Genomic DNA, 26,880 nt, shown 5'->3' with positions numbered 1-26,880 from the left:
ATGCCAACAACGGCACCAACACCGTCAACAATGTCGAGACCTTCACCTACCAGGCGACCGACGCCAACGGCAACACGATCACCAACACCATCACCATCGACGTCACCGACGACATTCCGACGGCACATGCCGACACTGGCAATGTAAACGAAGGCGCTCTGCTGACCGTGACGGCGGCGGCGGGCGTGCTGGTCAATGACGTTGCCGGCGCCGACGGTGCAACCATCGACGGCGTGCGGGCAGCGGGCGGCAATACGACGACGGCGGTGACGACCGGTGTTAACACCGACATTGCCGGCCTGCACGGCACCTTGCACCTCAACGCCGACGGCTCCTATACCTACCAGTCGACGACCCACAGCATCAGCGCCAACACCACGGACGTGTTCGTCTACACCATCAAGGACGGCGACGGCGACCTGTCGACGACGACGCTGACCATCAACCTGGCGGACATCAATGACGCACCCGTTGTCGCGAACACCCAGAACTGGATGTCGAGCGACCCGGCGCAGCAGACCTTGAGCACGCCTAGCTATCCGAATGGGTATCCGTTGCTGGTTTCCATTCCGACGGATGCGGACGGGGATAACCTCATTGTCACCGCCACGGGAACGATCCCCACCGGCACATTCTATTTCAACGGCGTGACCTATGTCGCCCTAACAGCCGGCACGGTGCTCTACAATCCGTCCGGCGGTATCGATTTGCTGGACGACCTGGTTTATCGGCCAACAGCATCGCAAACTGACACGGTCAACAACAACCTGTCGCTGGATGTATATGACGGTCATACTCACATAGCGCAGACGGTCGGCATCCACGAAGTGCCGCCGACTAGCCTGCCGAGCGACACGTCGCAGATTGGCAATGGCAACAGTCCGCTTACGTCGGGCAACGATCAGATCACAACGCTCTCCCTGTCGCAAGCGACGGTCAGCGCAATCCTGGCTGATCCACACAACTCGACGGTAGTGGTCTATACCGACTTCCAGGAGTCGCCTTTCATCACGCCTATTCCCTTGGGCGAACGGAATCCGGGTGTCTACGGAGACAGCAGCGCGGGCTCGCATCGTGAGCAGGAAGTGCAAGTCGAAATCAGAATTGGCTCGGATCGCTTCGCGATCGTCGAAGATGACACCAGCCCTGGGACTTTCGAGCAGAGCTGGTTCTACGATCCGACCACAGGTTTGATGAAGGCGACCGTCGACTACGACCACATTTACCTTCTGGACGGCAGCGGCAATGCCACCTCCACAACGCTTGCCAGCTACCTGATCACGCATCCGCCGTCAGTCGGCGACAACTGGACCCTGTCTTATTTCGACAATGATGGCGGCAATTTCCAGGCGCGCAAAGTGAGCTTCTCTTTCTTCTCGCATGATCCAGGCGACCCCGGGATCACGGTGAATGGCGATGCCACACTGGCCGACCAGATCTATGGAACGTCCGGCATCGACCATCTTAACGGCAATGGCGGCAATGACATCATCATTGGGCGAGGTGGCAACGACTTCCTTGACGGTGGTGCTGGCAACGACACGCTCGATGGAGGTGCTGGCAACGACCTGCTCATCGGTGGCGCGGGCCAAGACACGCTTACCGGAGGCACTGGCGCCGACACGTTCAAGCTCGATCATCTCGACATCAAGGATCTCATCACTGACTTCAATGGCGGCGAGGGCGACAAGATCGACCTGACCGGGCTGTTCGACACAGCACCCGGAGGGGCTAATATCGGTGACTTCGTGAACTACGATGCGGGGACGGGCACGCTCAGCGTAGATGCGAATGGGACAACCGGCGGAGCCAATTTCATTGACGTGGCAACGCTGACGAACCTGCCCGCTGCCAACACCATCACGCTGCTCTACGACGATGGCGTAACCCAGCATACGACGACTGCAAACGTGGTTTAACGCCATGGCGCACGGCCACGCGACTATGTTATACATCGCTAATATCTAGGGGAGCTCAACATGAAACGTTCTGCAAGACTGCTGGTTTCCGCTGCGACGCTGTTGCTGGCAGTCGGGTCGACGGGGTATGCCGCCGACATCATCGATGGCCCGACCGGCGATTATTGCCGTGTCGTGGGGACGTCCAACCTGGTGCTGAACGACAACATCGTCGATCTGAAGCAGCAAGTGGTGAAGCTGACGGACGAGTCGGTCGCCGCCGCCAACAGTTCGGAGTGGATCAACTCGTCGCGTCCCGTCTTCGTCTGGGCATCGGAAGCCAAGGTCGCCTGCGGCATGGCTTACGGCTACCTCAAGACGAACTACAAGGACGAAGACACCCTCAACAAATGCGAGTGTTTTCACGATCGCATGGTCGAGTACATGCACTGACCGGCTAGGCGAACCACGCCTGTTGGCCATCATGACAGCCGACGGATCCTTCCTGAAGGCGGTCGCGGGCGCGATCGTGTTGCTTGGCTTTGTCCAAACGGTCACGCCGGCCAGTGCCAACTGGCTGGAACGACCATCCGTGAAACAACAGCTTTCGTCCGGCCTGAAGCAGGCAGTGCGCTGTGATCCGGCCACGGAGTGGACCCGGCAGACATTCAAGGCATTTGCCAGCTGCCAGGCATCGATCCATGGCCTGGAGCCGCTGCTGGCGCATGCGGTGATGGAGATCGAAAGCGGCTTCGATCCCGGCGTGCAAGGCGCCGACGGCGAAGTCGGCCTGATGCAGGTGATGCCGGCGACGGCCAGGATGCTCGGCTTTCGAGGTTCTCTGGACGATCTGAGCGCGCCGGCGACCAACATCGCGCTGGGAGTCAGATATCTTGCACAGGCCAACAGGCTGGCCGGGGGCGATCTGTGCACCACCGTCATGAAGTATCGCGCCGGGCACAATGAAAGCCGGTTCTCGGCCCTTTCGGTCCGCTACTGCCAGCGTGCGCGGGCAATCCTGGCAAGGGAGGGGATTGAAGTGACCGGGCCGTTGCCGGTGGCGACGTTCGGCTTTTCCGCCTTTTCAGGCGGTGAGGGTGGAGCCGCTGCCCAATTCTGGCCGGGGAAGGGGGCAAAGGGCGTTTGCGTGCGCCGCCTGTTCGTGCCCGGGCCGCGATACATGAAATGCGCCGACTATCGAAGTGCCGGGCAAGCAAGGCAGATCAGGACGCTCAGAGGCAGGCTTTTCGGCGGCTAAAAGAACTACAGACGGCACTGCAAGTCCGCCGTAACATGCGTTGGAGACCAGACCGGGAACAATATCCGGCGGCACATAGGGGTGGAGCATTCATGGAAGCTGGCCGACAGGTCCACTGTCCGCGGACATGGGCAATCGCCTTGGCGCTCGCCGCGATCTTATCGGGCTGCCAGTCGAAAGGCGGCGTGTCCGAAGTGCTCGATCCGGCGGCGATTGCCGCGCCTGCCGGGCAGAATGGCGCCGCCGGTGCCGGCCCCGTCCAGGCGACCCAGTCGCTGGGCACCGGTTCGACCAAAGTCACGATGCTGCTGCCGTTGTCCGGCTCCGGAACAGCGGGCGAAAACGGCAGGAAAATGCTGGATGCGGCCAAGCTGGCGATGACGGATATTGGCAATGGATTGCTTACGCTGACGGTAGAAGACACCAAAGGCGACAGCGCACTGGCCAGCAAAATGGCGATAACGGCCATAACGACGGGCTCGAAGGTCGTGATCGGCCCGACCGAACTGACGGCAGCCCAGCATATTGCCACGCTGTCTGGATCGAAGCGGCCACCGGTCCTGGCGCTCGCCGATAATTTCGCCGGTGGCGCCGGGGTTTATGCCGTGCTCCTTGGCGAAGCGGACAGCGCCGCCGCGGGCGCCGCGGGACTAGCCGCGAAAGGCAGCAAGAAGTTCGTACTGCTTGTCGCGGATGGCCCAAACGCCGGCGCCATGGAGAAGCGGGTCGCAAACAGCCTCAGCATCTACGGCGCGGCGCTCGCGGTCACTCTCCGATATTCCGCCGGCGACGGCGCCGCGAAGGCGGTCGACGAAATGGGCTCACTCGTGGACGCCCCCGACGCCGTCATTGTCGCCAGCGGCAATGGCAGTCCGTCGCCTGTCCTTGCCGCCCTCAAATCGAAGGGCATTCCGGGAAAGACCATCTCCGTCGTCGGAACGAACCGTTGGCTGGAGCACCCCATGGATCCGCTCTTCGAGGGGGCGTTTATCGCCACGCTCGATCCAAGTGAAACCGGGCCGATCGCCGACCGATTCAGGACGGCATACAACTATCCCGCTGACGTCAATGTGGCCTATGCCTATGACATGGTTGCCCTGACGGCAGGGATTGCCAGCGCGATCGGGCCTGATGGCTTCAGCAAAAAGGTTCTCGAGAATCCAAACGGCTTTCGCGGGTCGACCGGCCTGTTCCGGTTTCGGGCCGACGGATCCAGCGAACGCTCGATGCCGTTCTATCGGATTGAAAAAGGTGCGCTCAAGCTGGTTGCAAAATCGACGTCGGGTTTCTGACCGGCGAGAAGCCTTGAGAAGCTGTTCGCGCTGATGGGCAGGCTGGGCCGCAGCGGTCAGGCGATCGGGCTCGGCAGCCTGCTGCTTCTGGCCGGGATACTGCTGATCATTCAAGGTGGGGCGTTGCTTTCGGTCGATCGGCCTGTCCGTGCCCCGTCGCGGGATGTTGACGATACGCAGCCTATCCGGCCGGTTGCCCCGGTAGCCGGCGCACAACGCCTGGAGCCGGCGCGCAAGGTTGCTCAAGACCTGATCGCTCCGCCACGGCTTGATCCCGCTGAGATCGAACGGACCGAGCCCCGTCCGCCACTCAGCGAGCTCGGTCTCGCCGTGCCCCCGAAAACGCCAATGCCTGGGGATTGGCGGGAGGTCTTGCTCTACCGCCCGGTTGCCACATCGTCGGCGATGTTCGAATCCATGGGCCGCAAGGTGGTCATCAGCGGAGTGCGAGGCATCGATCTCGACAGCTCCTGCTCGTTTCATGACGTCACCTGGCCTTGCGGCCTGCGCGCACGCGCCGTTTTCAATTCCTGGCTGAGGGGACGCGGGCTGCACTGTTTCGTACCTCCGGACGTCGAGCGTTTTGCCGTCGCCGCACCGTGCAGGCTGGGCAAGCAGGATGTTGGCGCCTGGCTTGTCTCCAACGGCTGGGCCACGGCGCTGCCGAGCGGCATCTACGGCAAGGCGGAGGCGACAGCCAGAAAGGCTGAGATGGGCATATTCGGCCCGGCACAATAGCCTGCCATTCAACCCTGATGTTTTGTTTGTTAACCGCCACGGGCGCAGCTTAGATCTTTGTTTTTCTGCATGTCCTTTTCCCAAAGCCGAGGTCATGCATTGGGAGCAAGCCGATTTCGTCCGCAGCCTTGATGGGGTCATCGCGCAATCGATTAAATTGCAAGGTTCCTTGAAACTGAAATTGCAACACACCGGCCCTATACCAGCCCATCCACAGGAGATCGGCCAGTGACAAAGACTATGGCGAGCACCACCGACCAGGCATGGAAAGGCGTCGCTTTGTTGACCTTTCTGGGAACCACTGCAATCCTGGGCGTTTCCGTCGGCCTCAATTATCTGCTCCTGTTCTCCGAGGCGCTGACGCCATTTGGGCGCAGCATGATCACGGCAATCCTGTTGCCTGTTGTCCTTGGTGTTCCGCTTTTTCTGTTCGTTGGATTGAAACAGATCGAGCTTCGTCGCTATCGCCGGGAACTCGACAAGTCGGCAACCTTCGACACCACGACCGGCTGCCTGAACGGAGCGGTCTTCACGTCAATGGTCGAAAAAAGAACGGCAAGGCCGTCGGTGCCGGGGCCTAAATCGGGCGCCTTCCTGGTTATCCATTCGGAGCATCTGCGGTCCATCAACCTGCGCTTTGGTCTTGAATGGGGCGATCAAGCCTTGCGGCTCATAGCCTCGACCATACAATCGTCGGTGCGCGCGGAAGACCTGGTTGGACGCATGGGGACGTCGATGTTCGGGGTTTTCCTCGCCGGCGCGACCGAAGCAGAAGCCAGGGAAATCGGCCAGCGTATCGAGGCGCGCATCGCGCAAGTCTATTTCGCGCCAAAGGGGACCGAGGATGCCCTGACCGTCAAGGTCGGCGGCGTGGTGTTCGAAAACCAGGTGGAGTTCGCGGACATGTTCCGGTCCGCCGAGCAGCGCATGGCCGGCGTCCAGGACGGAGCCGCGTTTGAACTGACGCATCTCCATAGCTGACATTCGCCGGGAACCAGAGCCATTCGGAACCCAGGGGAATTGTCGGACGCGGCCGCGGTTACGCTGACGACGGGGTAGCCCGTGAAGACGCCGCCCAGGTTTCGGCTACGGCGACGATCGCGGCATTGATCGGTCCGCTCGGGATCGCCGGCATCACCGAGGCGTCGACGACAAAGGCATTGTCGAAGCCGTTCAGCCGCAAGTCAGGATCGACGACGGCCTCAGTGTCACGACCCATCCGGCACGTGCCGGCCGGATGGTGATGGGTGGAAGCAGCCCTGGCAATGAAAGCATCGAGTTCGGCATCGGACTGAACCGGGGCGCCTGGCAGGATCTCCATATCGCGCCATTCGTCCAGAGCCGCATGATGGCCGACCATGCGCGCCCGCTTCAACGCCATCCTGAATGTCGCGCGGTCGTGTTCGGTTTCGAGATAATGTGGGTCGATGACCGGCGCATCGTTGCGGCCCGGCCCGCTTGGTGTGATGCGCCCTCGGCTTGTCGGATGGGTGACGCCGCACAGGATGGTAAAGGCGGAGCCATAGGGCGGGGTCTTCAGGCCCTCGGCCGCGGACGGGGCGACGACGCAGGCGAGCACGATATCGGGACTTCCCGTAGAGCGGGTCGGATCGTCGCTGTGCAGATACATCAGCGATTCGGAGTGCTGCAGGCGGGAGGGCGGCACCGGCTTTTTCGTGCTGTAGACATTTCCGAGAGCCAGCAGATGATCCTGCAGGTTGCGGCCCACATCGCCCCGATCGGCTAGGCAGCGTATATCAGCCTGCTTCAGCGTATCGGGACAGCCAATGCCCGACCGCATGAGGATGAGCGGCGTGGATACGGCGCCGGCGCAAAGAACGATCCGGTCGGCGGAGAGTGTTCCGGTCTCACCCCCGCACACCACGCTCACGCCCGTGATCTTGTGGCCGTCCAGCACTAGATGCTCGACCTCGTGGCCGGCGAGCAAGGTCAGGTTCGGCCGCGCCATGACCCGCGGCGGCAGATAGGCGTCGGCGACGCTCAGGCGCTTGCCGTCACGTATATTGAGTGAATTGGGACTGGTGCCGACCAGTTCGCCGCCGTTGTGGTCGCTCAGGGCGGGAGCGCCCAGGGATCGCCCGGCGGCGATGTAGGCACGCACGACCGGACTGACCTCGGCGTCCGGCAGATAGACGTCCAGCGGGCCGCTCTTGCCGCGTGTCGGCGCATCGAAGGCGGTGAAGGCTTCGCTGCGGATGAAGCCCGGCAACAACCCCCGATAGGACCAGCGCTCGCCACCGGCTTGTGCCCAAGGTTCGAAATCATCGGGATGGCCGCGCACATAGGCCATTGCATGCAGGCAGCTCGAGCCGCCGACTATCCTGCCGCGCGGCCATTCATGGACGCGGTCGGCAGTGAAGGGCTGGGGCACGGTCCGGTAGCTCCAGTCATAGGCGCGGCCCTGGAGCATCGTCCATTTCAGCGGATCGGCGATGTCGGGATCGGCCGGCATCGCCCCGGCCTCGATGAGGCCGACCTGGCACGACCGGTCTTCACTGAGCCGGCTGGCAACAACCGAGCCTGCGGATCCCGCGCCGATCACCAGCACGTCGAAATGACGTTTCAATTTGAAATTCCCCGCACAGGCTCGATGTCAGAGGTGATACGATCACGCGGCAAAGGCGCCGGCGTTCGACCGTTCCATGATCTGTCTCTGCACGGACAAAAGGTGCGCGCGCATTGCGGTCTCTGCCGCTTCGGGATCGCGCTGCGAGATCGCTTCGGCGATCAGGCGATGCTCGCCGTCGCGGTGGGCGATCCGCTTGGGGCAGGTGGGTGCCGCGGTGCGCGCAACCTTCACCCGCGCATCGACACCGACCTGGCGCAGCATCTTGTAGAATTCCGCGGCAAGGTGGTTGCGGGCCGCGGCGACGATCGCGAGATGGAAAGCGAAGTCGACCTCACCCGACGGGGCGTTCTCAGGCGTGGTTGCCGCGTCGAGGATCCGCGCCGTCTCGAAAGAGGAGGCGCGCAGCGACGCCAGTCGGGCAAGGCCCGGCTCCATGATCAGGCGCAATTCCAGGACCTCGATCGGATTGGTTACCCTGACCAGTTCCTCGCCATATCTCGGAAGGGCAGTCGGCGCCCGCCTGGCGCGCGCCGGCTTGAGGTCGCCCGAAAGGCGCAGCACTTCAAGCGCCTTGCGAAGCTGATGGCGCTTGACGCTCAGATGTTCCGCAAGATCGCGCTCGGACGGAAGCTTGCCGCCGCCCTGCTGCAACTGGCGGACCGCGGCGATGATGTCGTCGAGATCCGATGGTCCGACCTGCGGCTCGAATGCGCTCAAAACCAAATCTCCTGTCCGATCGGCAGACCGCCGACTCAACGTCCCGACATCATATTGTGACACGAAAACCTGTTCGACGGCACTCAACCAATTCAACCAATCTACAACTGTACGCAATGGTTGACAACACCAGTTGCGCAATGGTTGACTGCCCATGTCGACGGTTGCCATCGCGGCGGACCGTCTTTCTCCCGAGGATCACGCATGCCGGCTGACGAAACCTTTGACTACGTCATTGTCGGTGCGGGATCGGCCGGCTGCGTGCTGGCGAACCGGCTGAGCGAAGACCCTGCCGTGTCGGTGCTTCTGCTGGAGGCGGGGGATTGGGACCGCGATCCGATGATCCACATCCCGCTCGGCTGGGGCAAGATCCTGACCGAACGCCGCCACGACTGGATGTATTTCTGCGAGCCCGAGGCCAATGTCGGCGGGCGCAAGGTCGAATGCGCGCGCGGCAAGGTCATCGGCGGCTCTTCCTCCACCAACGCCATGGCTTATGTGCGCGGCAATCGCGGCGACTATGATCGCTGGGCGGCAAGCGGCCTGACGGACTGGTCGTTCGACAAGGTGCTGCCCTACTTCAAGAAGCAGGAGCGCTGGGAAGGAGGCGAAAGCCGGTATCGCGGCGGCAGCGGGCCGCTGAACACCCAGTTCTGCCGCTACAAGGACGAACTGATCGATGCGTTCGCGACGGCCAGCCGTGATGCCGGATATCCGCAGACCGACGACTACAACGGCGCCATACAGGAAGGCTTCGGCCGCCTGCAGATGACAATTGCGAACGGCCGCCGCTGCTCGACCGCGACCGCCTATCTGCGGCCGGCTATGCGTCGCGGCAACGTCAAGGTGCTGACCGGCGCGATGGCGACGAAGATCCTGCTGAAGAATGGGCGCGCAACCGGCGTTGCCTACACCAGAGGCGGGGCGAGCCATGAAGTTGTGGCGCGGCGCGAGGTCCTGCTTGCCGGCGGCGTCATCAACACGCCGCAGCTGATGATGCTGTCAGGCATAGGCGACAGCGGCGAGCTCGCGGCGCATGGCATCGAGACGAAAGTCGATCGTGCGCAGGTCGGCAAGAATTTGCAGGACCATGTTTCGGTCATCCTGATGTATCGTCGCAAACAACCGGGACCGTTTCTCAAGATGATGCGGGCCGATCGTATCGGGCTGGATTTCGTCAAGACCTATCTCACCGGAAAGGGCTTTTCGGGAGATGTGCCTGGCGGCGTCGTGGCATTCCTGAAGAGCGACGCAAGCCGGCCGTTGCCGGACGTACAGCTGCTTTTCACCGCCGCACCGCTTGGAGCATGGCCTTACATGTCGCCGTTCAAGGCGCCGTTCGCCGACGGCTTTGCGACCCGTATCGTTGCCGTGCAGCCGGAGAGCCGCGGCAGCGTCAGGCTGGCGTCCAGCGATCCGGTCGCCGCGCCCCTGATCCATCAGAATTTCCTGTCCTCGCAGCGCGACTGGCAGTCGCTTCGCGCCGGCTTTCGTGTTGCGCGCAACCTTGCCAGCCAGCCGTCCATGGCTCCGTTCGTTGGTGCGGAGTTCTTCCCCGGCCCGAAATGCGAGAGCGACGAAGAGATCGACGAGCATATCCGCAAGACCTCGATCACCGTGCATCATCCGGCCGGCACGTGCCGCATGGGCGTCGATGCGGCATCGGTGGTCGATCCGGAATTGCGGGTGCGCGGCATCGCCGGACTTCGTGTCGTGGACGCCTCGGTCATGCCCGACCTCGTCTGCGGCAACATCAATGCGGCGGTCGTCATGATCGCCGAAAAGGCCGCGGATCTGATCCGCAGCCGCGCCCAACAGAGCGTGGCGGCCTGACAGAGGCGGCCGGAATACAACCAAAGTCTTTTGGTTGAGATTGAAAACTGCGTTGGTTGGACCGTCATGTGCCTCCGCCTGGCCGTGACGAGGCGGCTTCATGCCCTGATTTCAAGGCATATTTCGAGCATTCTTGGGCTATTTCTGCCTGTTTCTGGGCATTTGCCTCTCAAAAATGCACCTCAACCAAAAACTTATAAAATTCGCAATTTGGGTATTGTCGCGCAAAACCAATGCGAATACGGTTGAGTTGGTTAGAAGTATTTTCTTCGTGACGAGAGGTGTCCGATATGTCCCTGGCGCAACCAGCTAACGATGTGCTCACCAACAAGAAGGCAGCACTCAAGGGCCTCTATGACGCCCTCTACGCAAAGAACATGTTTCCGTTCTGGGCGACGTCGGAAGGCGTCGATCATGACGAGATCAAGCAGCTGATGGCGACGTCGAAGGCCGTTCCCTTCGTGTGGTCCTATTCGGACATCGAGCCGCTGCTGCAACGCGCCGCCGAACTGGTGACCATGGACGACAGCGAGCGCCGCTCGCTGATCCTGGTCAATCCTGGCCTTGCGCCCAAGCGTGCATCGGTCAGCACCATGTACACCGCCTACCGCCTGAATGATCCCGACGAGATCATGCCGCCGCACAAGCACTCGCCGAGCGCCATCCGCTTCGGCCTGACCGGCAAGGGCAACTTCACCGGCGTCGAGGGCGAAGACGTGGTCTTCGGCCCCGGCGACATGGTGCTGACGCCCAACGACGCCTGGCACAATCATGGCACCGTCGGCGGCGAGCAGGCGGTCAACCTGTCGGTGCTCGACCTGCCGCTGGTCGAAACGCTGCACGCCGTCCATTTCGACCACAAATACACCGAGATGGTCGACGGCAAGGAAGTCGAGAAGAAGGTGCAGACCGCCCGCTATCCCGGTGACTATTCACAGCGCATCTATGGCGAGGGCGGCCTGATGCCGCGTTTCGTCGACCACAAGCGCGGCGGCGGCCTGTCGTCTCCGATGTATGTCTATCGCTGGGAGAAGATGGAAGCGGTCCTAGACGCTCACAAGGATTGGGATGGCGACCCTCATGAAGGCATCGTCATCGACTATGTCGATCCGACGACCGGCGGACCCGTCTTCCACACCATCAATTTCTACGTGCAGATGCTGCGCCCCGGCGAGAAGACCTTGCCGCAGCGCGAGACCGCCAGCCTGCTCTTGGCGCCGTTCCGTGGCAACGGCCATTCGATCATCGACGGCAAGCGTTACGACTGGAACCAATTCGACACCATCGCCATACCCGGGGGTTCCTGGGTCGAGCATGTCAACGGCTCGTCGAGCGAGCCGGTGATCTTCTTCGGCGCCACCGATGCGCCGACGCAGAAGGCGCTGCTCCTCTACAAGCGCTGGGGCCGCAACCAGGCCGGCGATCTGCTCCGTCTCGTCTAGTTCCCATCCTACTGCCCCGCCGCCATTGGCGGCGGGGACATTGAAATGACGTTTCAGCAGCAAGGGCGTATGCATTTGGTTTCGGCGTTCAACACCAAGCAGATCGGCCATGTCGACTGCCCAGGCGGCGGCCAGGTCTGGGTCGACGGCAACATCCTCTATATCGGCCACATGCGGCCGCCGAGCGGTACGACGCTGGTCGACATTTCCGACCCGCGCAATCCGCGCAAGATAGCCACGATCGATGTTCCGCCCGGCTGGCACTCGCACAAGGTGCGCGCCAAGGACGGGCTGATGATCATCAACCACGAGCGCTTTGGCGATGCCGGCCCGGCCGATTTCGGCGGCGGGTTGGTACTCTACGACACAACCAAGCCGGCACAGCCCAAGCTCATCTCGAAATGGATAACCGGCGGCAAGGGCGTCCACCGCTACGACTTCGACGGCCGTTACGTCTACATCTCGCCGACCGCCGACGGTTATGTCGGCAACATCGTGATGATCCTCGACCTGATCGATCCCACAAAGCCGGTCGAGGTCGGACGCTGGTGGATACCCGGCCAGTGGACCGGTGGCGGCGAGGAATACCCCTGGCACGACTATGTCACGCCGCGTTGCCACCATCCTTTGCGCATGGGCGACCGGCTGTATGTCAGCTACTGGCATCACGGCCTGTTCATCCTCGACATTTCGGACATCACCAAGCCGAAGCTGGTCTCGCACGTCAATTCGAGCCCGAGCTTTCCGCATCCCACCCACACCTGCCTGCCGATTCCACAGCCGCTCAAGGGCCGCAACATCATGGTGGTGGCGGACGAGGACGTCGCCAAGCTTCGGCCATCACCGCCGGCCTTCACGTGGATCTACGACATCACCGACGAGACCAACCCGTTGCCGATCTCGACCTTCCAGGTGCCGGGCCTCGACCCGGATGGTTCACCGCAGCCGCAGATGACCGGCTGCCATCAGCCTTCCGAACGGTTCAAGGGCACGATCATTCCGTTTGCATGGTTCGCGCAGGGGCTGCGCCTCGTCGACATCGCCGACCCGTTCGCGCCAAAGGAGGTCGGCCATTTCGTGCCCGACGCGCCCGAGGGGGCGGAGCGTTCCTCGTCCAACGACGTGACCATCGACGACCGCGGCATCGTCTACCTGATCGATCGCATCCGTGGCGTCGACATCATCGAAACCAGTGTTCTCTAGGAGCAGGCATTGAGCGACAGCACGCGAAAATCCGCCAGCCATTACGCCATCGGCAACAAGAACCCGAACCTGCCGTTTCATCCGGCGGTGCGTGCCGGCGACTTCATCTTCGTCTCGGGCCAGGTGCCGAAGGACGACAACAACAACATGATCAGCGGCACGATCGAGGAAGAGACGCTGGCCACGCTGAAGACCATCGCGCGCGTCATCGCGCATGAGGGCGCGACGCTGTCGGATGTCGTGCGGATCACCACCTATCTCGAGGATACGCGCGATTTCGGCCGCTACAACAAGGCGTTCCTCGAAGGGATCGGCGATGCCGTGCTGGCGCGCACGACCGTCGAGGCAAAGGCCGTCATCAACACCAAGATCGAAATGGACGCGATCGTCTACAAGCCGCTCCCAGCGAGCAAGTAGGCATTGGACACAATCGAGGAGACGACATGTACAAGCTGTTAGGCCGCCAGACATCAGGCAACGTCCAGAAGGTGCTCTTCATGCTCGAAGAGCTTGGGGCATCCTACAAGCGCGAGGACTATGGCCGCCAGTTCGAGAACACCCAGACGGCGGAATACAAGGCGCTCAACCCGACCTCCAAGGTGCCGACGCTGGTCGACGGTGACACCGTGATCTGGGAGTCCAACACCATCCTGCGCTATCTCGCGGCATTCGGTGGCGAACAGTTGAATGGCGCCACGCCGGCGGAAAAGACCGAGGTCGAGCGCTGGATGGATTTCCTGCTGGCGGCGGTCAATCCCGGCTACCTTGCGGCCTTCAAGGGCGCCAAGCTCACACCCGAGGAACAGACCGCCGAATACAAGGAACAGGTGAAGGACCTTGTCGCGCAACTCAAGATCGTCGATGGCCACCTGGCCGGCAAGGACTTCCTGGCGCTGGACAAGCTGACCCTTGCCGACATCGCCTGCGCGCCGATCCTGAAGCGCTGCGTCGACTTCAAGATCGACCGGCCGTCGATGCCCGATCTGGAGCGTTGGGTGGCCGCGATCGCCGCCCGGCCGGCCTTCAAGGCGGCAACCACTGCTGCTCCCGCAAAGGCGGCATGATGATCAAGCGCGCCGCTCTCATCGGATTGGGAACGATGGGTCCAGGCATCGCCGCGCGGCTTTCGCGCGGCAGCCTCGATGTCACGGCGTATGATGTTTCACAGGCGTCGGTCGAGCGTGCCCGCGGCATGCTCGATCTCGCCGGCGGCGTGCTCGATCGTCTCGACATCAAGGCGCCCGGGACAGGCGCCGGCAGCGTGCGATTCGTCGAGACGATCGCCGAGGCCGTCGATGGCGCCGAACTGGTGATCGAGAACGTGCCCGAGAATATCGACATCAAGGCGCAGACCTATCGTGACATCGATCCGCTGATCGGCCCGTCCGTCATCGTCGCGTCCGATACGTCGGGCATCCCGATCACCAAGCTGCAGGCGCATATTTCGCATCCCGAGCGGATGGTCGGCATGCACTGGTCGAACCCGCCGCACATCATTCCGATGATCGAAGTGATCGGCGGCGAAAAGACCGCACCTGAAACCGTGGCCACGATCCGCGACCTCATTCGCTCGATCGGCCTGCTGCCGGTGGTGGTGAAGAAGGACGTTCCGGGCTTCGTCGAGAACCGCGTGCTCTACGCGCTGCTGCGCGAGGCGGTCGACCTTGTCGAGCGCGGCGTCATCGAACCGGAAGATCTCGACACCTGCGTATCGTGGGGCATTGGCTACAAGATCGCCGTCATCGGCCCGATGGCGCTGCTCGATATGGCGGGGCTGGATATCTACAAATCCGTCTCGTCCTTCCTGAATGCCGATCTCTCCAACCGCGACGATGTCGCGCCGATGGTGCTGGAGAAGACGGCTGCGTTGAAGTTCGGCATCAAGTCGGGCGAGGGCATGTTTGCCTACACGCCCGAGCAGACAAAGGCGCTGCAAGGCGAACGGGCGCGCAAGCTCGTCGCGGTGCGGCGCATCCTGGAAGGCCGGGAGTAGCCAATGTCAAACGGTGCGCAGAGGGCAGGCCGGTTTGAGGAGTTCCACCGGTCGGCTGTTTGTGTGAAGGGCGCCTTCGCCATCAAGACGGCGCGGCTGCGGCCGACGAAAGCGCGCGGGGCGACAAGCGATGCGCATTGAAACCATCCGAGCCGCCGGCGACAGGCCGGCCCATATCCGCCATGACGATCTGATCTCCGCCAAAGGCGTTTCGGTGGTCATCGCCCGGCAGCTGATCCTCAGGAACATCGATCTTTCGGTGCCCAAGGGATCGTTCGTCTCCCTTATCGGCCCTTCCGGCTGCGGCAAGAGCACCTTGCTGAAGGTGCTGGCCGGACTGGTGCAGCCGACCCAGGGCAGCGTTTCGATCTCCGGGCTCGCACCGGTCGAGGCAGCGCGCAAGCGCATGATCGGCCTCGTCTTCCAGGACGCCAACCTGCTCCCCTGGAAAAACGCCGTCGACAATGCCTCGATGCTGCTCGGCATTGCCGACAAGTCGCTGTCGCGCTCGGAATTGCGGGCGCGCGGGCAGGAGATGCTGGAGCTGGTTGGGCTGGGCGATAGCGCCCACAAGCGGCCAAACGAGCTGTCGGGTGGCATGCGGCAGCGGGTCGCCATCGCACGAGCCCTGGCGCTCGATCCGGCGGTGCTGCTGATGGACGAACCGTTCGGCGCGCTCGACGCCATCACCCGCGATTCGATGGGGCAGTCGCTGCTGGAAATCTGGCAGCGTACCGGCAAGACGATCGTGCTCGTCACCCATTCCATCGACGAGGCCATCCATCTGTCGCGCCATGTGCACGTGCTGGGGATCAAGCCCGGGCGGATCACCGAGAGCCTCGACATTGCGCTGCCTTATCCACGCGACCTGTCGGTCAGCGAAGATCCGGAGTTCGTCAGGCTGGTGGTCCAGTTGCGAACCATGCTGCGCTCCAGCCATCAGCCGGGAGGCGCGTCTTGAGCGACCAACCCATCACGGACCTTCCCGAGCCGCGCCTCGCCTCCAGCTGGAGTGCGGCGACCGGCAGTTGGCTACCGGCGGTCACCCTGCTGCTGGTGACGATCGTGGCGTGGGAAGCCGCCGTGCGGATCTTTGCCATATCCGCCTTCATCATTCCCGCCCCGTCCGAGATCGCGAAGTCGCTGGTGGCGCAATGGGGCACGCTGATGCAAGCGACGCTGGTGACCGCGGGCGAGATCCTGTTCGGCTTCCTGGTCTCGGTCGTGGTCGGCATTGCCATTGCGCTGGTCATCGTGCGCTTCGACTGGCTGGGACGCGCGCTGTATCCACTGGTGGTGCTGTTCCAGAACGTGCCGAAAGTCGCGCTCGCGCCGATCTTCATCCTCTGGTTCGGCTATGGGCTGGCGCCCAAGATCGGCCTCATCCTGGTCATCGCCTTCTTCCCGGTGACACTGTCGATGCTGGCGGGCATGCAATCGGTCGACCGCTCGCTGCTGTCGCTGATGAATTCCGTCGGAGCCAGCCCGACGCAGATCCTGTTCAGGATCCGTGTTCCGCATTCGCTGCCGAACCTGATGGCCGGAACCAAGATCGCCGCCACGTTGAGCGTGATCGGCGCCATCGTCGGTGAGTTCGCCGGGGCGTCGGACGGTCTCGGCTACGTCATCCAGTTCGCTTCGACCCAGCTCGACACGGCGCTGGTCTTCGCAGCGCTGCTGCTCGTTTCCGTGCTTGGCATCGCCTTCTACTACGCCGCCGAAATCCTCGAACGCATCGTGGTGCCGTGGGCGCCGAAATTCAGCCAGTCCTAGGTCCGCTCGATCAACCAAATTCATAAAAGGGAACAAAAAATGCTGAGACGCTCACTTATCAAGGCCGCTACCTTCGCGGCGTTTGTTGCAGCACTCGGTTTTTCCAACGCTGCTCTGGCGGCGGACAAGGTCAACGTTCAGCTCGACTGGGTGGTGCGCGGCAATCACGCCATGTTTTTCGTCGGCAAGGAAAAAGGCTTCTTCGCCAAGAACGACATCGATGTGGCCGAGATCCGCAAGGGGTCCGGCTCGCCGGACGCGATGCGGCTGGTGGGCAATGAGAACGCGGATTTCGGCTTCGGCGATCTTCCCACGCTTGCCGTCGCACGGTCGCAGAATGTCCCGGTCGTGGCGCTGGCGGCCGTCAATCAGCACTCGCCGCTGGGGATCATTTCGCTGGCCAAGACGCTGAAGCTCACCAAGCCGTCCGACCTCAAGGGACTGACCATCGGCATTCATCCGGCTGGCTCCACCTACATCTTCTTCAAGGGCTTCCTGGCCGCCAATGGCCTGACCGAAAAGGACATGACGCTGAACAGCGTCTCGCCGCCTTATGAAAGCTATTTGCTGCTTGGCCGGGTTCAGACGGTCGTCGGCTATATCGATGCCGAGGTTCCCGAGCTGGAGGCTAAGGCCGGAGGCCCCGGCTCGCTCAGCATCATGATGGGGGCGGACCATGGGTGGAAAGCCTATGGCTCGGGCCTGTTCACCTCGCAGGCGATGATCAAGGACAAGCCGGACGTCGTGCGCCGCTTCGTCAAGGCGTACAGGGAGGCCTTCGACTATGTCGTGGCTCATCCGGAAGAGGCCGCCGAGATCACGGCCAAGGCAGCGCCCGGCTATGCGGACAAGAAGGACGTGCTGCTGGCGCAGATCAACGCCGACATCGCCTCGACATTCAGCAGCCCCGACACCAAGGAACACGGTCTCGGCTGGATGACGAAGACGCAGTGGGAGGAGACCCTAAAGACGCTGACGGACCAGGGCGTGCTCAAGGCGGCTCTGTCGGCGGACGACGTCTTCACCGACGCATTCCTGGCAAAAGAATAAGGGGCGCGCGGTGTTCGAACGGAAAGATCGATGAGCGCCTACCGGCAGACCAGGCTGTCCTGCGCGATGGCGCAGGACACATCACGCTCGCCTTTCGCCGCATCGGCGCGGTCGAGCGTGACCTGCACGCGGGTGGCATATGCCCGGCTCGCCAGACCGCACCACAGCCGCTCGACGGGCAGGTTCTCGCGCTTGTCGTTGAGGATCGTGAACGTGCCGGTCTTCGCATCGAACCAGAGCTCGACGCGGGTCTTCTTGCCCGGCTCGATCGTTGCGATCCCGGCTGAATACCAGTGGGCGAAGTCGGCGTTGCAGGAGAGGCCTTCGCTGCCCGCATTCGAAATCGTCAACGGAACCATGTCGAGCCCGTCAGTGCCGGTGCGGACGGTGACATGGTGCAACTCAACCGCGTTGGCGAAGGACGACAACGCCAGCATCACCGGAAGGGCATAACGGATCTTCACTTTGCCTGAGCTCCATATATAAATTTCGCAGGCAGTCTATCTCGCTTTCGCGCAATAACAATAAGAATGTTGATTGGTAAATCAAAACAGAGAGGGTAACATGTTAAAGATTCTCAAGAGCAGTGTAAGTGCAGTTATATTGAGCGGTGTCTTGATGAGCGGCGCGCTTGCCGGCGAGGTCAAGTCGATCGCCATCCTGACGCCCGAAGAAGGCACGGACTATGGCTGGAACCAGCAAGGCATCGACGCTGCCAAGGCGGCGGGCAAAGCCGCAGGTGTCGAAGTGGTCGTGGCCCAGGGTCTCGGCTATGGCGACGTTCGTCCGACCTTGCGGGAACTTGCCTCCGACGGCGCCAGCCTGCTGATCGCGCATGCCAGCGGCTACAACACCTCGGCGCCCGAAATCGCCAAGGAATTGAAAGTTCCGGTGGCGATCGTCGACACGCCAGCCGGCCTGGAGAAGGGCCTTGTCGCCGACTACACGCTGAGCGGCCACGAGGGTGCCTATCTCGCCGGCCGTCTCGCCGCCAAGGTGTCGCGTTCCAAGTCGGTCGGCATCGTCGTCTCGGGCGAACCGCCATCGTGGAATTCGCAGTCGGCGGCGTTCGCACAAGGCGTGAAGGCGGAAAACCCTGACGTCAAGATCACCTATGCGGTGATCGGCCCTGCCGCCTACAGCGACGCGGCCGGCGGCAAGCGCGTCACCGAAAGCGTGATCGCATCCGGTGCCGACATCATCTTCGGCCAGGGCAACGGTTCGAGCTTCGGCATGCTGCAGGCGGTCGAGACGACCAAGGCAGCCGATGGCGGGAAGGTCTATTTCATCGATGTCATCGGCGACAAGTCACCGATCGACAAGGGCTTCCTGCTGTCGTCGGTGGTGTGGAACATCGAGCCGGTTTATGCGGCAATGATTGCCGACCTGAAGGCCGACACGTTCGGCACCAAACACTATACGATCGGCCTCAAGGACGACTCGGTCAAGCTGCTGAAGACCGCTGCGATCCCGGACAATGTCTGGACGGAAATCCAGGCGCTGCGCGAGGACGTCATTTCCGGCAAGATCAAGGTCGAGCCGGTCTATGACGCGGCCGCCGTCAGGGCACTGATGACCAGCGTCGCCCAGTAAGGCGATCACGGTCAACTGCCGGAGGGGTGATCCGTTCACCCCTCCGGACGATTCCCGTTTTTTTTGGTGCTGGGCTTTCATGAGCGGTTTTTCTTCATCGTCCGTTGCCGGGCGCGACATCGTCGCGCTTGAAGGCGTGACCAAACGGTTCCCCGGCATCGTTGCCAATGACAGCGTCGACCTGTCGATCCGCCCGGGCGAAGTGCATGTGCTGCTGGGCGAGAACGGCGCTGGAAAATCGACATTGATCGGCATGTTGTCCGGCCTGCAGCAGCCGGACGAAGGACGCATACTGGTCGACGGCAAACCGACGCCGATCACCTCGCCGCGCCATGCGCTGGCACTCGGCATCGGCACCGTATTCCAGCACATGATGCTGGTGCCGACGCTGACGGTGGCGGAGAACCTTCTGCTTGGCGGGCCGTGGTGGCAGCGCCCCAGGACCGAGGAACTGGCGGCGCGCGTCGCCGAGATCACCGGCACGCTCGGCATCACCGTCAAGCTTCAAGCCAAGGTATCGGAGTTGTCGCTCGGTGAGCAGCAGCAGGTCGAGATCCTGCGCGCGATGCTGCGCAACAGCCGGCTGCTCATCCTTGACGAGTCCACCTCCATGCTGACGCCGAAAGGTATCGACGAACTGGGCGCGCTGATGCGCCGCCTTGTCGAGCAGGGCCTGGCGATCGTCTTCATCACCCACAAGCTCAAGGAGGCGGCTGCCTTCGGCGACCGCATCTCGGTGCTGAAGCTTGGCCGCAAGGTCGGAGAGATCCCGCCCGAGCGGTTTCGCACGCTGGGCGAACAGGAGATCGTCTCCGAGATCGTGGAATTGATGTTCGGCAAGCAGAAGGATGATCCGGAAGCCGTCGAGCGTCCGGTCCGCACTGCCCGAGCAGAAGCGGCCCCGCTGCTTCAGGTTACGGATCTGGCGGTAGCACCGACGGACAATGCACCGGGCCTGTCGTCGATCTCCTTCGACATCCGCCCGGGCGAGATCCTGGGCATAGCCGGCATCGACGGCAACGGCCAGAAGCAGCTGGCGGAAGCGCTGGCCGGCCAGCGTACAGCTGCCGGCGGCTCGGTGCGGCTGGAAGGCGCCGCCATCGAGACGCTGAGCGTCGGCGAGCGCCGCCGGCGCGGCCTTCGCTACCTGACCGACGACAGGCTGGGCGAGGGCACTGTCGGAACCTTCCCGGTGTCGATCAACTTCTTCCTCAAGCAGGTCGGCGCGGCCCCGTTCTGGCGCAACGGCGTCGAGCAACGCGCGGAGATCGACAAGCGCGCCGCCCAGCTCGTGCGCGAATATGACGTGCGTACGCCGAGCCTGAAGACGCCTGTCGCGCGGCTGTCCGGCGGCAACATCCAGAAGGTGCTTCTGGCGCGAGAACTGGCTGAGGGCGCCAAGGTGGTGATCTTCAACAAGCCGACCTATGGGCTCGATCTCGCCAACACATTGGCGTCGCGCCAGCGCATCCGCGACACGGCGGCGCGTGGCCTCGCCGTGCTGCTGATCTCCACCGACCTCGAGGAATTGCTTGGCATGTGCGACCGTATCGCCGTCATCGCCGACGGAGCTTTGGTAGGCACCGTCGAGAACGTAGACGACGCCCGCACCAAGGTCGGTCGCCTGATGATCGGACTTGCCGCATGAGCATCGACACCGCCCCCACGGTCAGTGCTACCGCACTCGATGCCACGAGCGGGGTGGCGACGCGCCGCGACATCCTGCATCGGCTGCTGATGACGCTCGGCCCGATCCTCATCGCTCTCGTCATAGCCGGCTGTATCCTGCTTGCCGTCGGCGTCGACCCGCTCGCCTATTATGGCTTCGTGCTGGAGAAGGGACTGTTCTCGCCGCTCGGCATCCAGCAGACGCTGACGCGCATGGCGCCGCTGCTGTTTCTTGCCGCCGGCCTGATCGTGGCCTTTCGCGCCGGCATGTGGAATCTCGGCGGCGACGGGCAGTTCCTGCTTGGCGCGGTGACGGCGGCTGCCAGCGCTCCCGTGTTCGTGCAGATCATGCCAGCCTGGCTGGCGCTGTTCTGCTCGTTCCTCGTCGCCATGGTGGTGGCGATGATCTGGTCGCTGGTGCCGGCCCTGCTGCGTGCCTATCAGGGCGTCAACGAGATCATCACCACGCTGATGATGACGTTCCTCGGCACTTCGCTCGCCAATGTGCTGGTCAAGCTGGCATTTCGCGATCCGGGAACGACCGTGCCGCAGACGCGCACGCTGCCGGTGGAGGACCGGTTGCCGCGCCTGTTCGAAACGACCATCACCAGTGGCCTGCTGCTTGGGCTGGCGGCGATCGTCATCGTGCATCTGGTGATGACACGCACGGCGTTCGGGCTGAAGCTGAGGATCGTCGGCGCCAATCCACGGGCGGCGGTTCACTCAGGGCTTGGCGTCCCCGGCCTGACGGTTGCCGTCTTTGCCATTTCGGCCGGGCTTGCCGGACTTGCCGGTGCCGTCGACATCATCGGCGTCCAGGGCAATGTCCGCGCCGACTGGAATCCCGCCTACGGGCTTGCCGTGATACCCGCCGTGTTTCTGGCCCGCATGAACGGCTTTGCAGCCATCGGTTTCGTGTTCCTGCTTTCGGTGCTTTCGATCGGCGGCGAGAGCGCGGCGCGCCGGCTCGGCGTGCCCAATCATTTCACGCTGGTGCTGGTTTCCATCGTGCTGATCGTGCTCGCGCTCGCCGAATATTTCGATCACCGATACAACCAGTCGCGGAGGGCCTAGGGCATGACCAGGCTGTTCAGCGAAGTCTTTCTCAGCGCGCTCCTGTTTGGCGCCGTCACCGCGGCGATCCCGCTGCTGCTGGCCGGGCTCGGCGAGCAGATCTCCGAGAAGGCGGGCGTGCTCAATATCGGCATCGAAGGCATGATGCTGGCCGGCGCCTATCTCGGCTTTGTCGGCGCTTTCTATTCCGGGTCGCTGTGGCTGGGCTTTCTCACCGGTGCCGTCGGGGGTGCTGCGGTGGCGCTTGTCATGGCGCTGCTTTGCGTGCGCATCGGGCTGAACCAGATCGTCATCGGCATCGCGCTGACCTTGGGGCTCGAGGGCCTGACGGCACTGCTCCACCATTTCCAGTTCTCACGCAGCTACCCGCGCCTGCCCGCGGCGGATGCGACCGTCATTCCGCTGCTTTCGGACATCCCGGTCATCGGGCCTGCATTCTTCAAGCATCATCTGATCGTCTATCTGGCGGTCGCGCTGGTTTTCGGCATGAGCTACCTCTATCGGCGCACGCAACTCGGCCTCAATTTGCAGGCGGCAGGCGACAAGCCGGCCGCGCTCGATGTCGCCGGCATCGATGTGGTGCGGACCCGCACCATCGCCGTGTTGACGACCGGAGCGCTGGCTGGGCTCGGCGGCGCCTATCTCGCCAATGTCGGGGCTGGGCTGTTCATTCCGTTCATCACCAATGGCGCGGGCTTTCTCGGCATCGTGCTGGCCATGCTGGCGCGCGGTCGCCCGATCTGGGTGCTGTTCGGCGCGTTGCTGTTCGGCGTCTGCCTGTCGCTGACGACGGCCATGCAGGTGGCCGGCATCAACATACCGACCGACATCATCCAGATGCTGCCGTTCCTGGCGGTGATGATCATGCTGGTGCTGTTCGGCCGGCGCGCGAGCCTGCCGGCGGCGCTCGGCATTCCATACGAGCGCGGCGCGCGCTGAGCACAATTCATGCGCGGACGGGACCCGCGCCAATAAAGGAGGCAAGAATGTCGGATACCAAGGTCTACCTGCTCGACGGCGGCTCGCTCGTTCTCGACGGCTATCATGTGTTCTGGAATCGCGGCCCTGGCGGTGAAGTGCGCTTCCCCGTCTATTCGATCCTGATCGAGCATGCCGAGGGTCGGTTCCTCATCGACACCGGCTACGACTACGATCATGTGATGAAGGTGCTGCCGTTCGAAAAGCCGATCCAGGAAAAGCACCAGACCATCCCCGGCGCCCTGGCGCTGCTCGGCCTTGAGCCAAAGGACATCGACGTCGTCGTCAACTCGCATTTCCACTTCGATCATTGCGGCGGCAACAAGTATTTTCCGCATGCCAAGAAGATCTGTCACCGGACCGAGGTGCCGCAGGCCTGCAATCCGCAGCCTTTCGAGCATCTCGGCTATTCCGACCTGAGCTTCTCGGCGGAAGCGGCGGAGGCCCGTGGCGCGACCGGCCAATTGCTGGCGGGCACGACACGCGCCAACTCGACCTTCGAGGGGGTCGATGGCGACATCGACCTCGCTAAGGGCGTCCGGCTGATCTCGACGCCCGGCCATTCGATCGGCCATTACAGCCTGCTGGTCGAGTTCCCCAAGCGCAAGCCGATCATGTTCACGATCGACGCGGCCTATACGCAGAAGAGCCTTGAAACGCTGTGCCAGGCGGCCTTCCACATCGATCCGGTGGCGGGCGTCAATTCGATGCGCAAGGTGAAGAAACTCGCCGAGGACCATGGCGCCGAGTTGATGTACTCGCACGACATGGACAACTTCAAGACCTACAGGACCGGCACGCAATTCTACGGCTGACCACCTGCAATCCGGAGACCAAGACGATGCGTTATCTCGAACATGCCGATCCGGTCATCACCCTGACCGCGGGGCCGGTGAACGCCTATCCTGAAGTGCTGCGCGGCCTCGGGCGCACGGTGCTCTACGACTACGACCCGGCGTTCCAGCTCTTCTACGAGGGTGTGGTCGACAAGGCGCAAAAGGCGATGCGGCTGTCGAACAAGCCGGTCATCCTGCATGGCGAGCCGGTGCTTGGCCTGGAGGCCGCCGCGGCCTCCCTGATCGCGCCCGACGACGTCGTGCTCAATCTTGCCTCCGGAGTTTACGGCAAGGGGTTCGGCTATTGGGCGAAGCGCTATTCGCCACATCTGCTTGAGATCGAGGTGCCCTACAACGAGGCGATCGACCCGCAGGCGGTTGCGGCAATGCTGAAGGCGCATCCGGAAATCACCGTCGTTTCCGTCTGCCATCACGACACGCCGTCCGGCACCATCAATCCGATCGACGCCATCGGCGCGCTGGTTTCGGCGCATGGCGGTTATCTCATCGTCGACGCCGTCTCGTCCTTTGGCGGGATGAAGACGCATCCCGAGGATTGCAAGGCCGATATCTATGTCACCGGCCCGAACAAATGCCTGGGCGCGCCTCCCGGCCTCACGATGATGGGTGTCAGCGAGCGGGCCTGGGCCAAGATGAAGGCCAATCCCCTGGCGCCGCGCGCGTCGATGCTCAGCATCGTCGACTGGGAGCATGCGTGGTCGCGGGACAAGCCGTTTCCATTCACGCCGTCGGTCTCGGAGATCAACGGGCTCGATGTCGCGCTCGACCTCTATCTCAATGAGGGACCGGAGGCGGTGTGGGCGCGCCACGCGCTCACCGCCAAGGCCATGCGCGCGGGTGTCGCCGCGATGGGCCTATCGATCTGGGCCGCCAGCGACAGCATCGCGTCGCCGACCACGACCGCCGTCCGCACGCCCGAAGGTGTCGACGAGAAGGCGCTTCGCCAGGCCGCGCGTGCCCGCTACGGCGTGGTGTTTTCGTCTGGCCGCGGCGAGACCTTGGGGAAGCTGACACGCATCGGCCATATGGGACCGACCGCGCAGCCGATCTACGCGATCGCGGCGCTGACGGCACTTGGCGGGGCCATGAACGCGGCCGGCCAGAAACTGGCGATCGGCAAAGGCATCGATGCGGCGCTGGCCGTGATCGACGCCGACGCCTGAACAGACATCATCAGATCACGGATTGAGGGAGCATTTTCATGACTGAACGGCTTGCGGGAAAGACGGCCCTGGTTACGGGCGCCGCGCAGGGTATCGGCAAGGCGATCGCAGCGCGGCTGGCCGCCGACGGGGCAACCGTCATCGTCAGCGACATCAATGCCGAAGGCGCCGGGGTGGCGGCCGCGACGATAGGCGGGAAGGCGAGGGCGATCGCCGCGGACATTTCCGATTCGGCATCCGTCAAGGCGCTCTTCGCCGAAATCCAGACCCTGACCGGAGGCATCGACATCCTGGTCAACAATGCCAGCATCGTGCCGTTCGTCGCCTGGGACGATGTCGATCTCGACCATTGGCGCAAGATCATCGACGTCAATTTGACCGGCACCTTCATCGTCAGCCGTGCCGGTACGGACCAGATGCGTGCGGCGGGGAAGGCCGGACGGGTGATCAGCATCGCATCCAACACCTTCTTTGCCGGCACGCCGAACATGGCGGCCTATGTCGCGGCCAAGGGTGGCGTCATCGGTTTCACCAGGGCGCTCGCCACCGAGCTTGGCAAATACAACATCACCGCCAATGCGGTAACGCCCGGCCTGATCGAGAGCGACGGCGTCAAGGCGAGCCCGCACAATGAGGCGTTCGGCTTCGTCGAGATGCTTCAGGCGATGAAAGGCAAAGGGCAGCCGGAACATATCGCCGACGTGGTTTCGTTCCTGGCCTCCGACGATGCGCGCTGGATTACCGGCCAGACGCTCAATGTCGACGCCGGGATGGTGCGCCACTAACCAAAAGCGCATTCCAAAAACGCTATGACCCTTCTGGGCGACCTGCATTTTTTGGGTCGCAACAGCGGGAGCGCGGCCGTGCCCGCAAGGCCGTGCCGCAAATAGCCAATCAAGGAAAAATCACGGTGGACTTCGGATTCGACACGTCGGTTTTCGACGGGCTGACGATTGCAATGCTGGTCGCTGGCTTGGCCATGACCGGAATGGCCTCCGGCGTGCTCGCCGGTCTGCTGGGAGTCGGCGGCGGCATCGTCATCGTCCCGGTGCTGTTCTGGGTGCTTAGCCTGTTCCACTTTTCGCCTGCTGTGATCAGCCATCTGGCGGTCGCGACCTCGCTCGCGGTCATCATCCCCACCTCGATCTCGTCGATGCGGTCGCACAACAGGCGCGGCAATGTCGATCGGCCTCTGCTCACTCTGTGGGGACCGGCCATTTTCGCCAGTGCCCTCGTCGGCGGCATCATGTCGAAATTCATCCCGGGCGCCGGCTTGCGGCTGGTCTTCGGCGTCGTCGGCCTGCTGGTGGCCGTCAACATGGCGCTGCCGAAGCACCTCGTGATCTCCGATCACCTGCCGCAAAGCGGCTGGATCAACCGCGCGATCGCTGCTGTGATCGGCTTTGTCTCTTCGCTGATGGGAATTGGCGGCGGCACGCTCTCGGTGCCGACGCTTTCCAGTTTTTCCTTTCCGGTGCATCGTGCCGTCGGCACATCGTCGGCGCTTGGCCTGCTTATCGCGCTTCCGGCAGTGGCCGGCTTCATCTGGTCGGGTCTTGAAATCGCCGGCAGGCCTCCGCTCAGCCTGGGTTACGTCAGCCTGCCGGCGGTTGCCATCATAGCGCCCATGAGCTTTCTGTTTGCACCGTTGGGCGCCAAGCTCGCCCACGCGCTCAACCCGCGCTACCTGAAACTCGCCTTTGCGTTCTTCCTGGCGATCACGGCCGGGCGAATGTTGCTGTCTTGAATTTCGTTGGGCG

At 62.9% G+C, this 26,880-nt stretch carries 26 protein-coding genes; 23 read left to right on the top strand and 3 right to left on the bottom strand.

Annotated features, from left to right (window positions below):
- The 6 genes from NKH97_RS09085 to NKH97_RS09060 all read left to right on the top strand — a co-directional run.
- Window positions 1–1,919 (top strand): calcium-binding protein (locus tag NKH97_RS09085; protein ID WP_352796247.1); only part of this gene is annotated, 1,919 nt, incomplete at its 5' end.
- A gap of 60 nt (window positions 1,920–1,979) precedes the next feature.
- Complete coding sequence (locus tag NKH97_RS09080) at window positions 1,980–2,351, top strand: hypothetical protein (RefSeq protein ID WP_352796244.1); 372 nt, start codon at window positions 1,980–1,982, stop codon at window positions 2,349–2,351.
- 31 nt (window positions 2,352–2,382) lie between these two features.
- A complete protein-coding gene (locus NKH97_RS09075; RefSeq protein WP_128305813.1) occupies window positions 2,383–3,156 on the top strand; it encodes a lytic transglycosylase domain-containing protein in 774 nt (257 codons plus the stop codon).
- A 92-nt stretch (window positions 3,157–3,248) separates the two neighbouring features.
- Window positions 3,249–4,448 carry a type 1 periplasmic-binding domain-containing protein gene (locus NKH97_RS09070; RefSeq protein ID WP_502897074.1) on the top strand — a complete coding sequence of 400 codons (1,200 nt, stop codon included), beginning with the start codon at window positions 3,249–3,251 and terminating at the stop codon, window positions 4,446–4,448.
- Window positions 4,449–4,481: 33 nt separating this feature from the next.
- Window positions 4,482–5,186, top strand: coding sequence for a thermonuclease family protein (locus tag NKH97_RS09065; RefSeq protein ID WP_352440313.1), 705 nt, complete (start codon window positions 4,482–4,484; stop codon window positions 5,184–5,186).
- A gap of 228 nt (window positions 5,187–5,414) precedes the next feature.
- Complete coding sequence (locus tag NKH97_RS09060; RefSeq protein WP_128305808.1) at window positions 5,415–6,167, top strand: GGDEF domain-containing protein; 753 nt, start codon at window positions 5,415–5,417, stop codon at window positions 6,165–6,167.
- A 58-nt stretch (window positions 6,168–6,225) separates the two neighbouring features.
- Here NKH97_RS09060 and NKH97_RS09055 read toward each other — a convergent pair whose 3' ends face one another.
- Window positions 6,226–7,773 (bottom strand): GMC family oxidoreductase, encoded by a 1,548-nt coding sequence (locus NKH97_RS09055; RefSeq protein ID WP_352610532.1) that lies wholly within the window; start codon window positions 7,771–7,773, stop codon window positions 6,226–6,228.
- A gap of 42 nt (window positions 7,774–7,815) precedes the next feature.
- Complete coding sequence (locus NKH97_RS09050) at window positions 7,816–8,493, bottom strand: FadR/GntR family transcriptional regulator (RefSeq protein ID WP_023809939.1); 678 nt, start codon at window positions 8,491–8,493, stop codon at window positions 7,816–7,818.
- 204 nt (window positions 8,494–8,697) lie between these two features.
- Between NKH97_RS09050 and NKH97_RS09045 the strand changes: the two genes are divergently transcribed.
- From NKH97_RS09045 to NKH97_RS09005, 9 genes are all read left to right on the top strand, one after another.
- Complete coding sequence (locus tag NKH97_RS09045) at window positions 8,698–10,326, top strand: GMC family oxidoreductase (protein WP_352610531.1); 1,629 nt, start codon at window positions 8,698–8,700, stop codon at window positions 10,324–10,326.
- Window positions 10,327–10,616: 290 nt separating this feature from the next.
- Window positions 10,617–11,768, top strand: a complete 1,152-nt coding sequence (locus tag NKH97_RS09040) for a cupin domain-containing protein (RefSeq protein WP_027039500.1) — start codon at window positions 10,617–10,619, stop codon at window positions 11,766–11,768.
- Window positions 11,769–11,813: 45 nt separating this feature from the next.
- The gene (locus NKH97_RS09035) at window positions 11,814–12,971 is read left to right on the top strand and encodes an LVIVD repeat-containing protein (protein WP_352773830.1); all 1,158 of its coding nucleotides are present in this window, start codon (window positions 11,814–11,816) and stop codon (window positions 12,969–12,971) included.
- Between the two features lie 9 nt (window positions 12,972–12,980).
- Window positions 12,981–13,388 carry a RidA family protein gene (locus tag NKH97_RS09030; RefSeq protein ID WP_023809936.1) on the top strand — a complete coding sequence of 136 codons (408 nt, stop codon included), beginning with the start codon at window positions 12,981–12,983 and terminating at the stop codon, window positions 13,386–13,388.
- A 26-nt stretch (window positions 13,389–13,414) separates the two neighbouring features.
- On the top strand, window positions 13,415–14,035 hold the full coding sequence (locus NKH97_RS09025; protein ID WP_023809935.1) for a glutathione S-transferase family protein: 621 nt from the start codon (window positions 13,415–13,417) through the stop codon (window positions 14,033–14,035).
- Window positions 14,035–14,964, top strand: a complete 930-nt coding sequence (gene fhmpcd1 / locus NKH97_RS09020) for a 5-formyl-3-hydroxy-2-methylpyridine 4-carboxylate 5-dehydrogenase (protein WP_352796234.1) — start codon at window positions 14,035–14,037, stop codon at window positions 14,962–14,964. The genes NKH97_RS09025 and fhmpcd1 overlap by 1 nt, the downstream gene beginning before the upstream one ends.
- A gap of 130 nt (window positions 14,965–15,094) precedes the next feature.
- Complete coding sequence (locus tag NKH97_RS09015) at window positions 15,095–15,925, top strand: ABC transporter ATP-binding protein (protein ID WP_352796231.1); 831 nt, start codon at window positions 15,095–15,097, stop codon at window positions 15,923–15,925.
- Window positions 15,922–16,737 carry an ABC transporter permease gene (locus NKH97_RS09010; protein WP_352796228.1) on the top strand — a complete coding sequence of 272 codons (816 nt, stop codon included), beginning with the start codon at window positions 15,922–15,924 and terminating at the stop codon, window positions 16,735–16,737. Before NKH97_RS09015 ends, NKH97_RS09010 begins: the two co-directional genes overlap by 4 nt.
- A gap of 39 nt (window positions 16,738–16,776) precedes the next feature.
- Window positions 16,777–17,787 carry an ABC transporter substrate-binding protein gene (locus NKH97_RS09005; RefSeq protein ID WP_023809931.1) on the top strand — a complete coding sequence of 337 codons (1,011 nt, stop codon included), beginning with the start codon at window positions 16,777–16,779 and terminating at the stop codon, window positions 17,785–17,787.
- Between the two features lie 38 nt (window positions 17,788–17,825).
- Here the strand turns inward: NKH97_RS09005 and NKH97_RS09000 are convergent, their stop codons facing one another.
- Window positions 17,826–18,251 (bottom strand): hypothetical protein, encoded by a 426-nt coding sequence (locus tag NKH97_RS09000; RefSeq protein ID WP_023809930.1) that lies wholly within the window; start codon window positions 18,249–18,251, stop codon window positions 17,826–17,828.
- A gap of 154 nt (window positions 18,252–18,405) precedes the next feature.
- Between NKH97_RS09000 and NKH97_RS08995 the strand changes: the two genes are divergently transcribed.
- From NKH97_RS08995 to NKH97_RS08960, 8 genes are all read left to right on the top strand, one after another.
- Entirely contained in the window at window positions 18,406–19,380 is a 975-nt protein-coding gene (locus tag NKH97_RS08995) for a putative B6 ABC transporter substrate-binding protein (protein ID WP_023809929.1), read from the top strand.
- A 79-nt stretch (window positions 19,381–19,459) separates the two neighbouring features.
- Window positions 19,460–21,028, top strand: coding sequence for a putative B6 ABC transporter ATP-binding protein (locus NKH97_RS08990; RefSeq protein ID WP_128305801.1), 1,569 nt, complete (start codon window positions 19,460–19,462; stop codon window positions 21,026–21,028).
- Window positions 21,025–22,122, top strand: a complete 1,098-nt coding sequence (locus NKH97_RS08985; RefSeq protein WP_352796223.1) for a putative B6 ABC transporter permease subunit 2 — start codon at window positions 21,025–21,027, stop codon at window positions 22,120–22,122. The genes NKH97_RS08990 and NKH97_RS08985 overlap by 4 nt, the downstream gene beginning before the upstream one ends.
- 3 nt (window positions 22,123–22,125) lie before the next feature.
- Window positions 22,126–23,061 carry a putative B6 ABC transporter permease subunit 1 gene (locus NKH97_RS08980; RefSeq protein WP_352796220.1) on the top strand — a complete coding sequence of 312 codons (936 nt, stop codon included), beginning with the start codon at window positions 22,126–22,128 and terminating at the stop codon, window positions 23,059–23,061.
- A gap of 47 nt (window positions 23,062–23,108) precedes the next feature.
- A complete protein-coding gene (gene pldA, locus NKH97_RS08975; RefSeq protein ID WP_352736195.1) occupies window positions 23,109–23,915 on the top strand; it encodes a 4-pyridoxolactonase in 807 nt (268 codons plus the stop codon).
- A gap of 26 nt (window positions 23,916–23,941) precedes the next feature.
- Complete coding sequence (gene ppaT / locus NKH97_RS08970; RefSeq protein ID WP_352796217.1) at window positions 23,942–25,120, top strand: pyridoxamine--pyruvate transaminase; 1,179 nt, start codon at window positions 23,942–23,944, stop codon at window positions 25,118–25,120.
- 38 nt (window positions 25,121–25,158) lie between these two features.
- The gene (gene pldH, locus NKH97_RS08965) at window positions 25,159–25,905 is read left to right on the top strand and encodes a pyridoxal 4-dehydrogenase, SDR-type (protein ID WP_352736193.1); all 747 of its coding nucleotides are present in this window, start codon (window positions 25,159–25,161) and stop codon (window positions 25,903–25,905) included.
- 125 nt (window positions 25,906–26,030) lie between these two features.
- Window positions 26,031–26,867 carry a sulfite exporter TauE/SafE family protein gene (locus NKH97_RS08960; RefSeq protein WP_352752895.1) on the top strand — a complete coding sequence of 279 codons (837 nt, stop codon included), beginning with the start codon at window positions 26,031–26,033 and terminating at the stop codon, window positions 26,865–26,867.
- Window positions 26,868–26,880 lie beyond the last annotated feature (13 nt).

The organism is Mesorhizobium sp. M0870 (assembly GCF_040319775.1).
Taxonomy (GTDB): Bacteria; Pseudomonadota; Alphaproteobacteria; order Rhizobiales; family Rhizobiaceae; genus Mesorhizobium.
Note: the sequence above shows the minus strand (reverse complement) of the source record. Positions and strands in the feature narration are given on the sequence as shown.

Excerpts from the sequence above, each read along its gene's own strand:
- NKH97_RS09040 (WP_027039500.1), top strand. The coding sequence starts at position 10,617 with ATGTCCCTGGCGCAACCAGCTAACGATGTGCTCACCAACAAGAAGGCA.
- NKH97_RS09035 (WP_352773830.1), top strand. The coding sequence starts at position 11,814 with ATGACGTTTCAGCAGCAAGGGCGTATGCATTTGGTTTCGGCGTTCAAC.
- NKH97_RS09015 (WP_352796231.1), top strand. The coding sequence starts at position 15,095 with ATGCGCATTGAAACCATCCGAGCCGCCGGCGACAGGCCGGCCCATATC.
- fhmpcd1 (WP_352796234.1), top strand. The coding sequence starts at position 14,035 with ATGATCAAGCGCGCCGCTCTCATCGGATTGGGAACGATGGGTCCAGGC.
- NKH97_RS09070 (WP_502897074.1), top strand. The coding sequence starts at position 3,249 with ATGGAAGCTGGCCGACAGGTCCACTGTCCGCGGACATGGGCAATCGCC.
- pldA (WP_352736195.1), top strand. The coding sequence starts at position 23,109 with ATGTCGGATACCAAGGTCTACCTGCTCGACGGCGGCTCGCTCGTTCTC.
- NKH97_RS09045 (WP_352610531.1), top strand. The coding sequence starts at position 8,698 with ATGCCGGCTGACGAAACCTTTGACTACGTCATTGTCGGTGCGGGATCG.
- NKH97_RS08990 (WP_128305801.1), top strand. The coding sequence starts at position 19,460 with ATGAGCGGTTTTTCTTCATCGTCCGTTGCCGGGCGCGACATCGTCGCG.
- NKH97_RS08985 (WP_352796223.1), top strand. The coding sequence starts at position 21,025 with ATGAGCATCGACACCGCCCCCACGGTCAGTGCTACCGCACTCGATGCC.
- ppaT (WP_352796217.1), top strand. The coding sequence starts at position 23,942 with ATGCGTTATCTCGAACATGCCGATCCGGTCATCACCCTGACCGCGGGG.
- NKH97_RS09025 (WP_023809935.1), top strand. The coding sequence starts at position 13,415 with ATGTACAAGCTGTTAGGCCGCCAGACATCAGGCAACGTCCAGAAGGTG.
- NKH97_RS09065 (WP_352440313.1), top strand. The coding sequence starts at position 4,482 with ATGGGCAGGCTGGGCCGCAGCGGTCAGGCGATCGGGCTCGGCAGCCTG.
- NKH97_RS08980 (WP_352796220.1), top strand. The coding sequence starts at position 22,126 with ATGACCAGGCTGTTCAGCGAAGTCTTTCTCAGCGCGCTCCTGTTTGGC.
- NKH97_RS09080 (WP_352796244.1), top strand. The coding sequence starts at position 1,980 with ATGAAACGTTCTGCAAGACTGCTGGTTTCCGCTGCGACGCTGTTGCTG.
- pldH (WP_352736193.1), top strand. The coding sequence starts at position 25,159 with ATGACTGAACGGCTTGCGGGAAAGACGGCCCTGGTTACGGGCGCCGCG.
- NKH97_RS09005 (WP_023809931.1), top strand. The coding sequence starts at position 16,777 with ATGCTGAGACGCTCACTTATCAAGGCCGCTACCTTCGCGGCGTTTGTT.
- NKH97_RS09075 (WP_128305813.1), top strand. The coding sequence starts at position 2,383 with ATGACAGCCGACGGATCCTTCCTGAAGGCGGTCGCGGGCGCGATCGTG.
- NKH97_RS08995 (WP_023809929.1), top strand. The coding sequence starts at position 18,406 with ATGAGCGGCGCGCTTGCCGGCGAGGTCAAGTCGATCGCCATCCTGACG.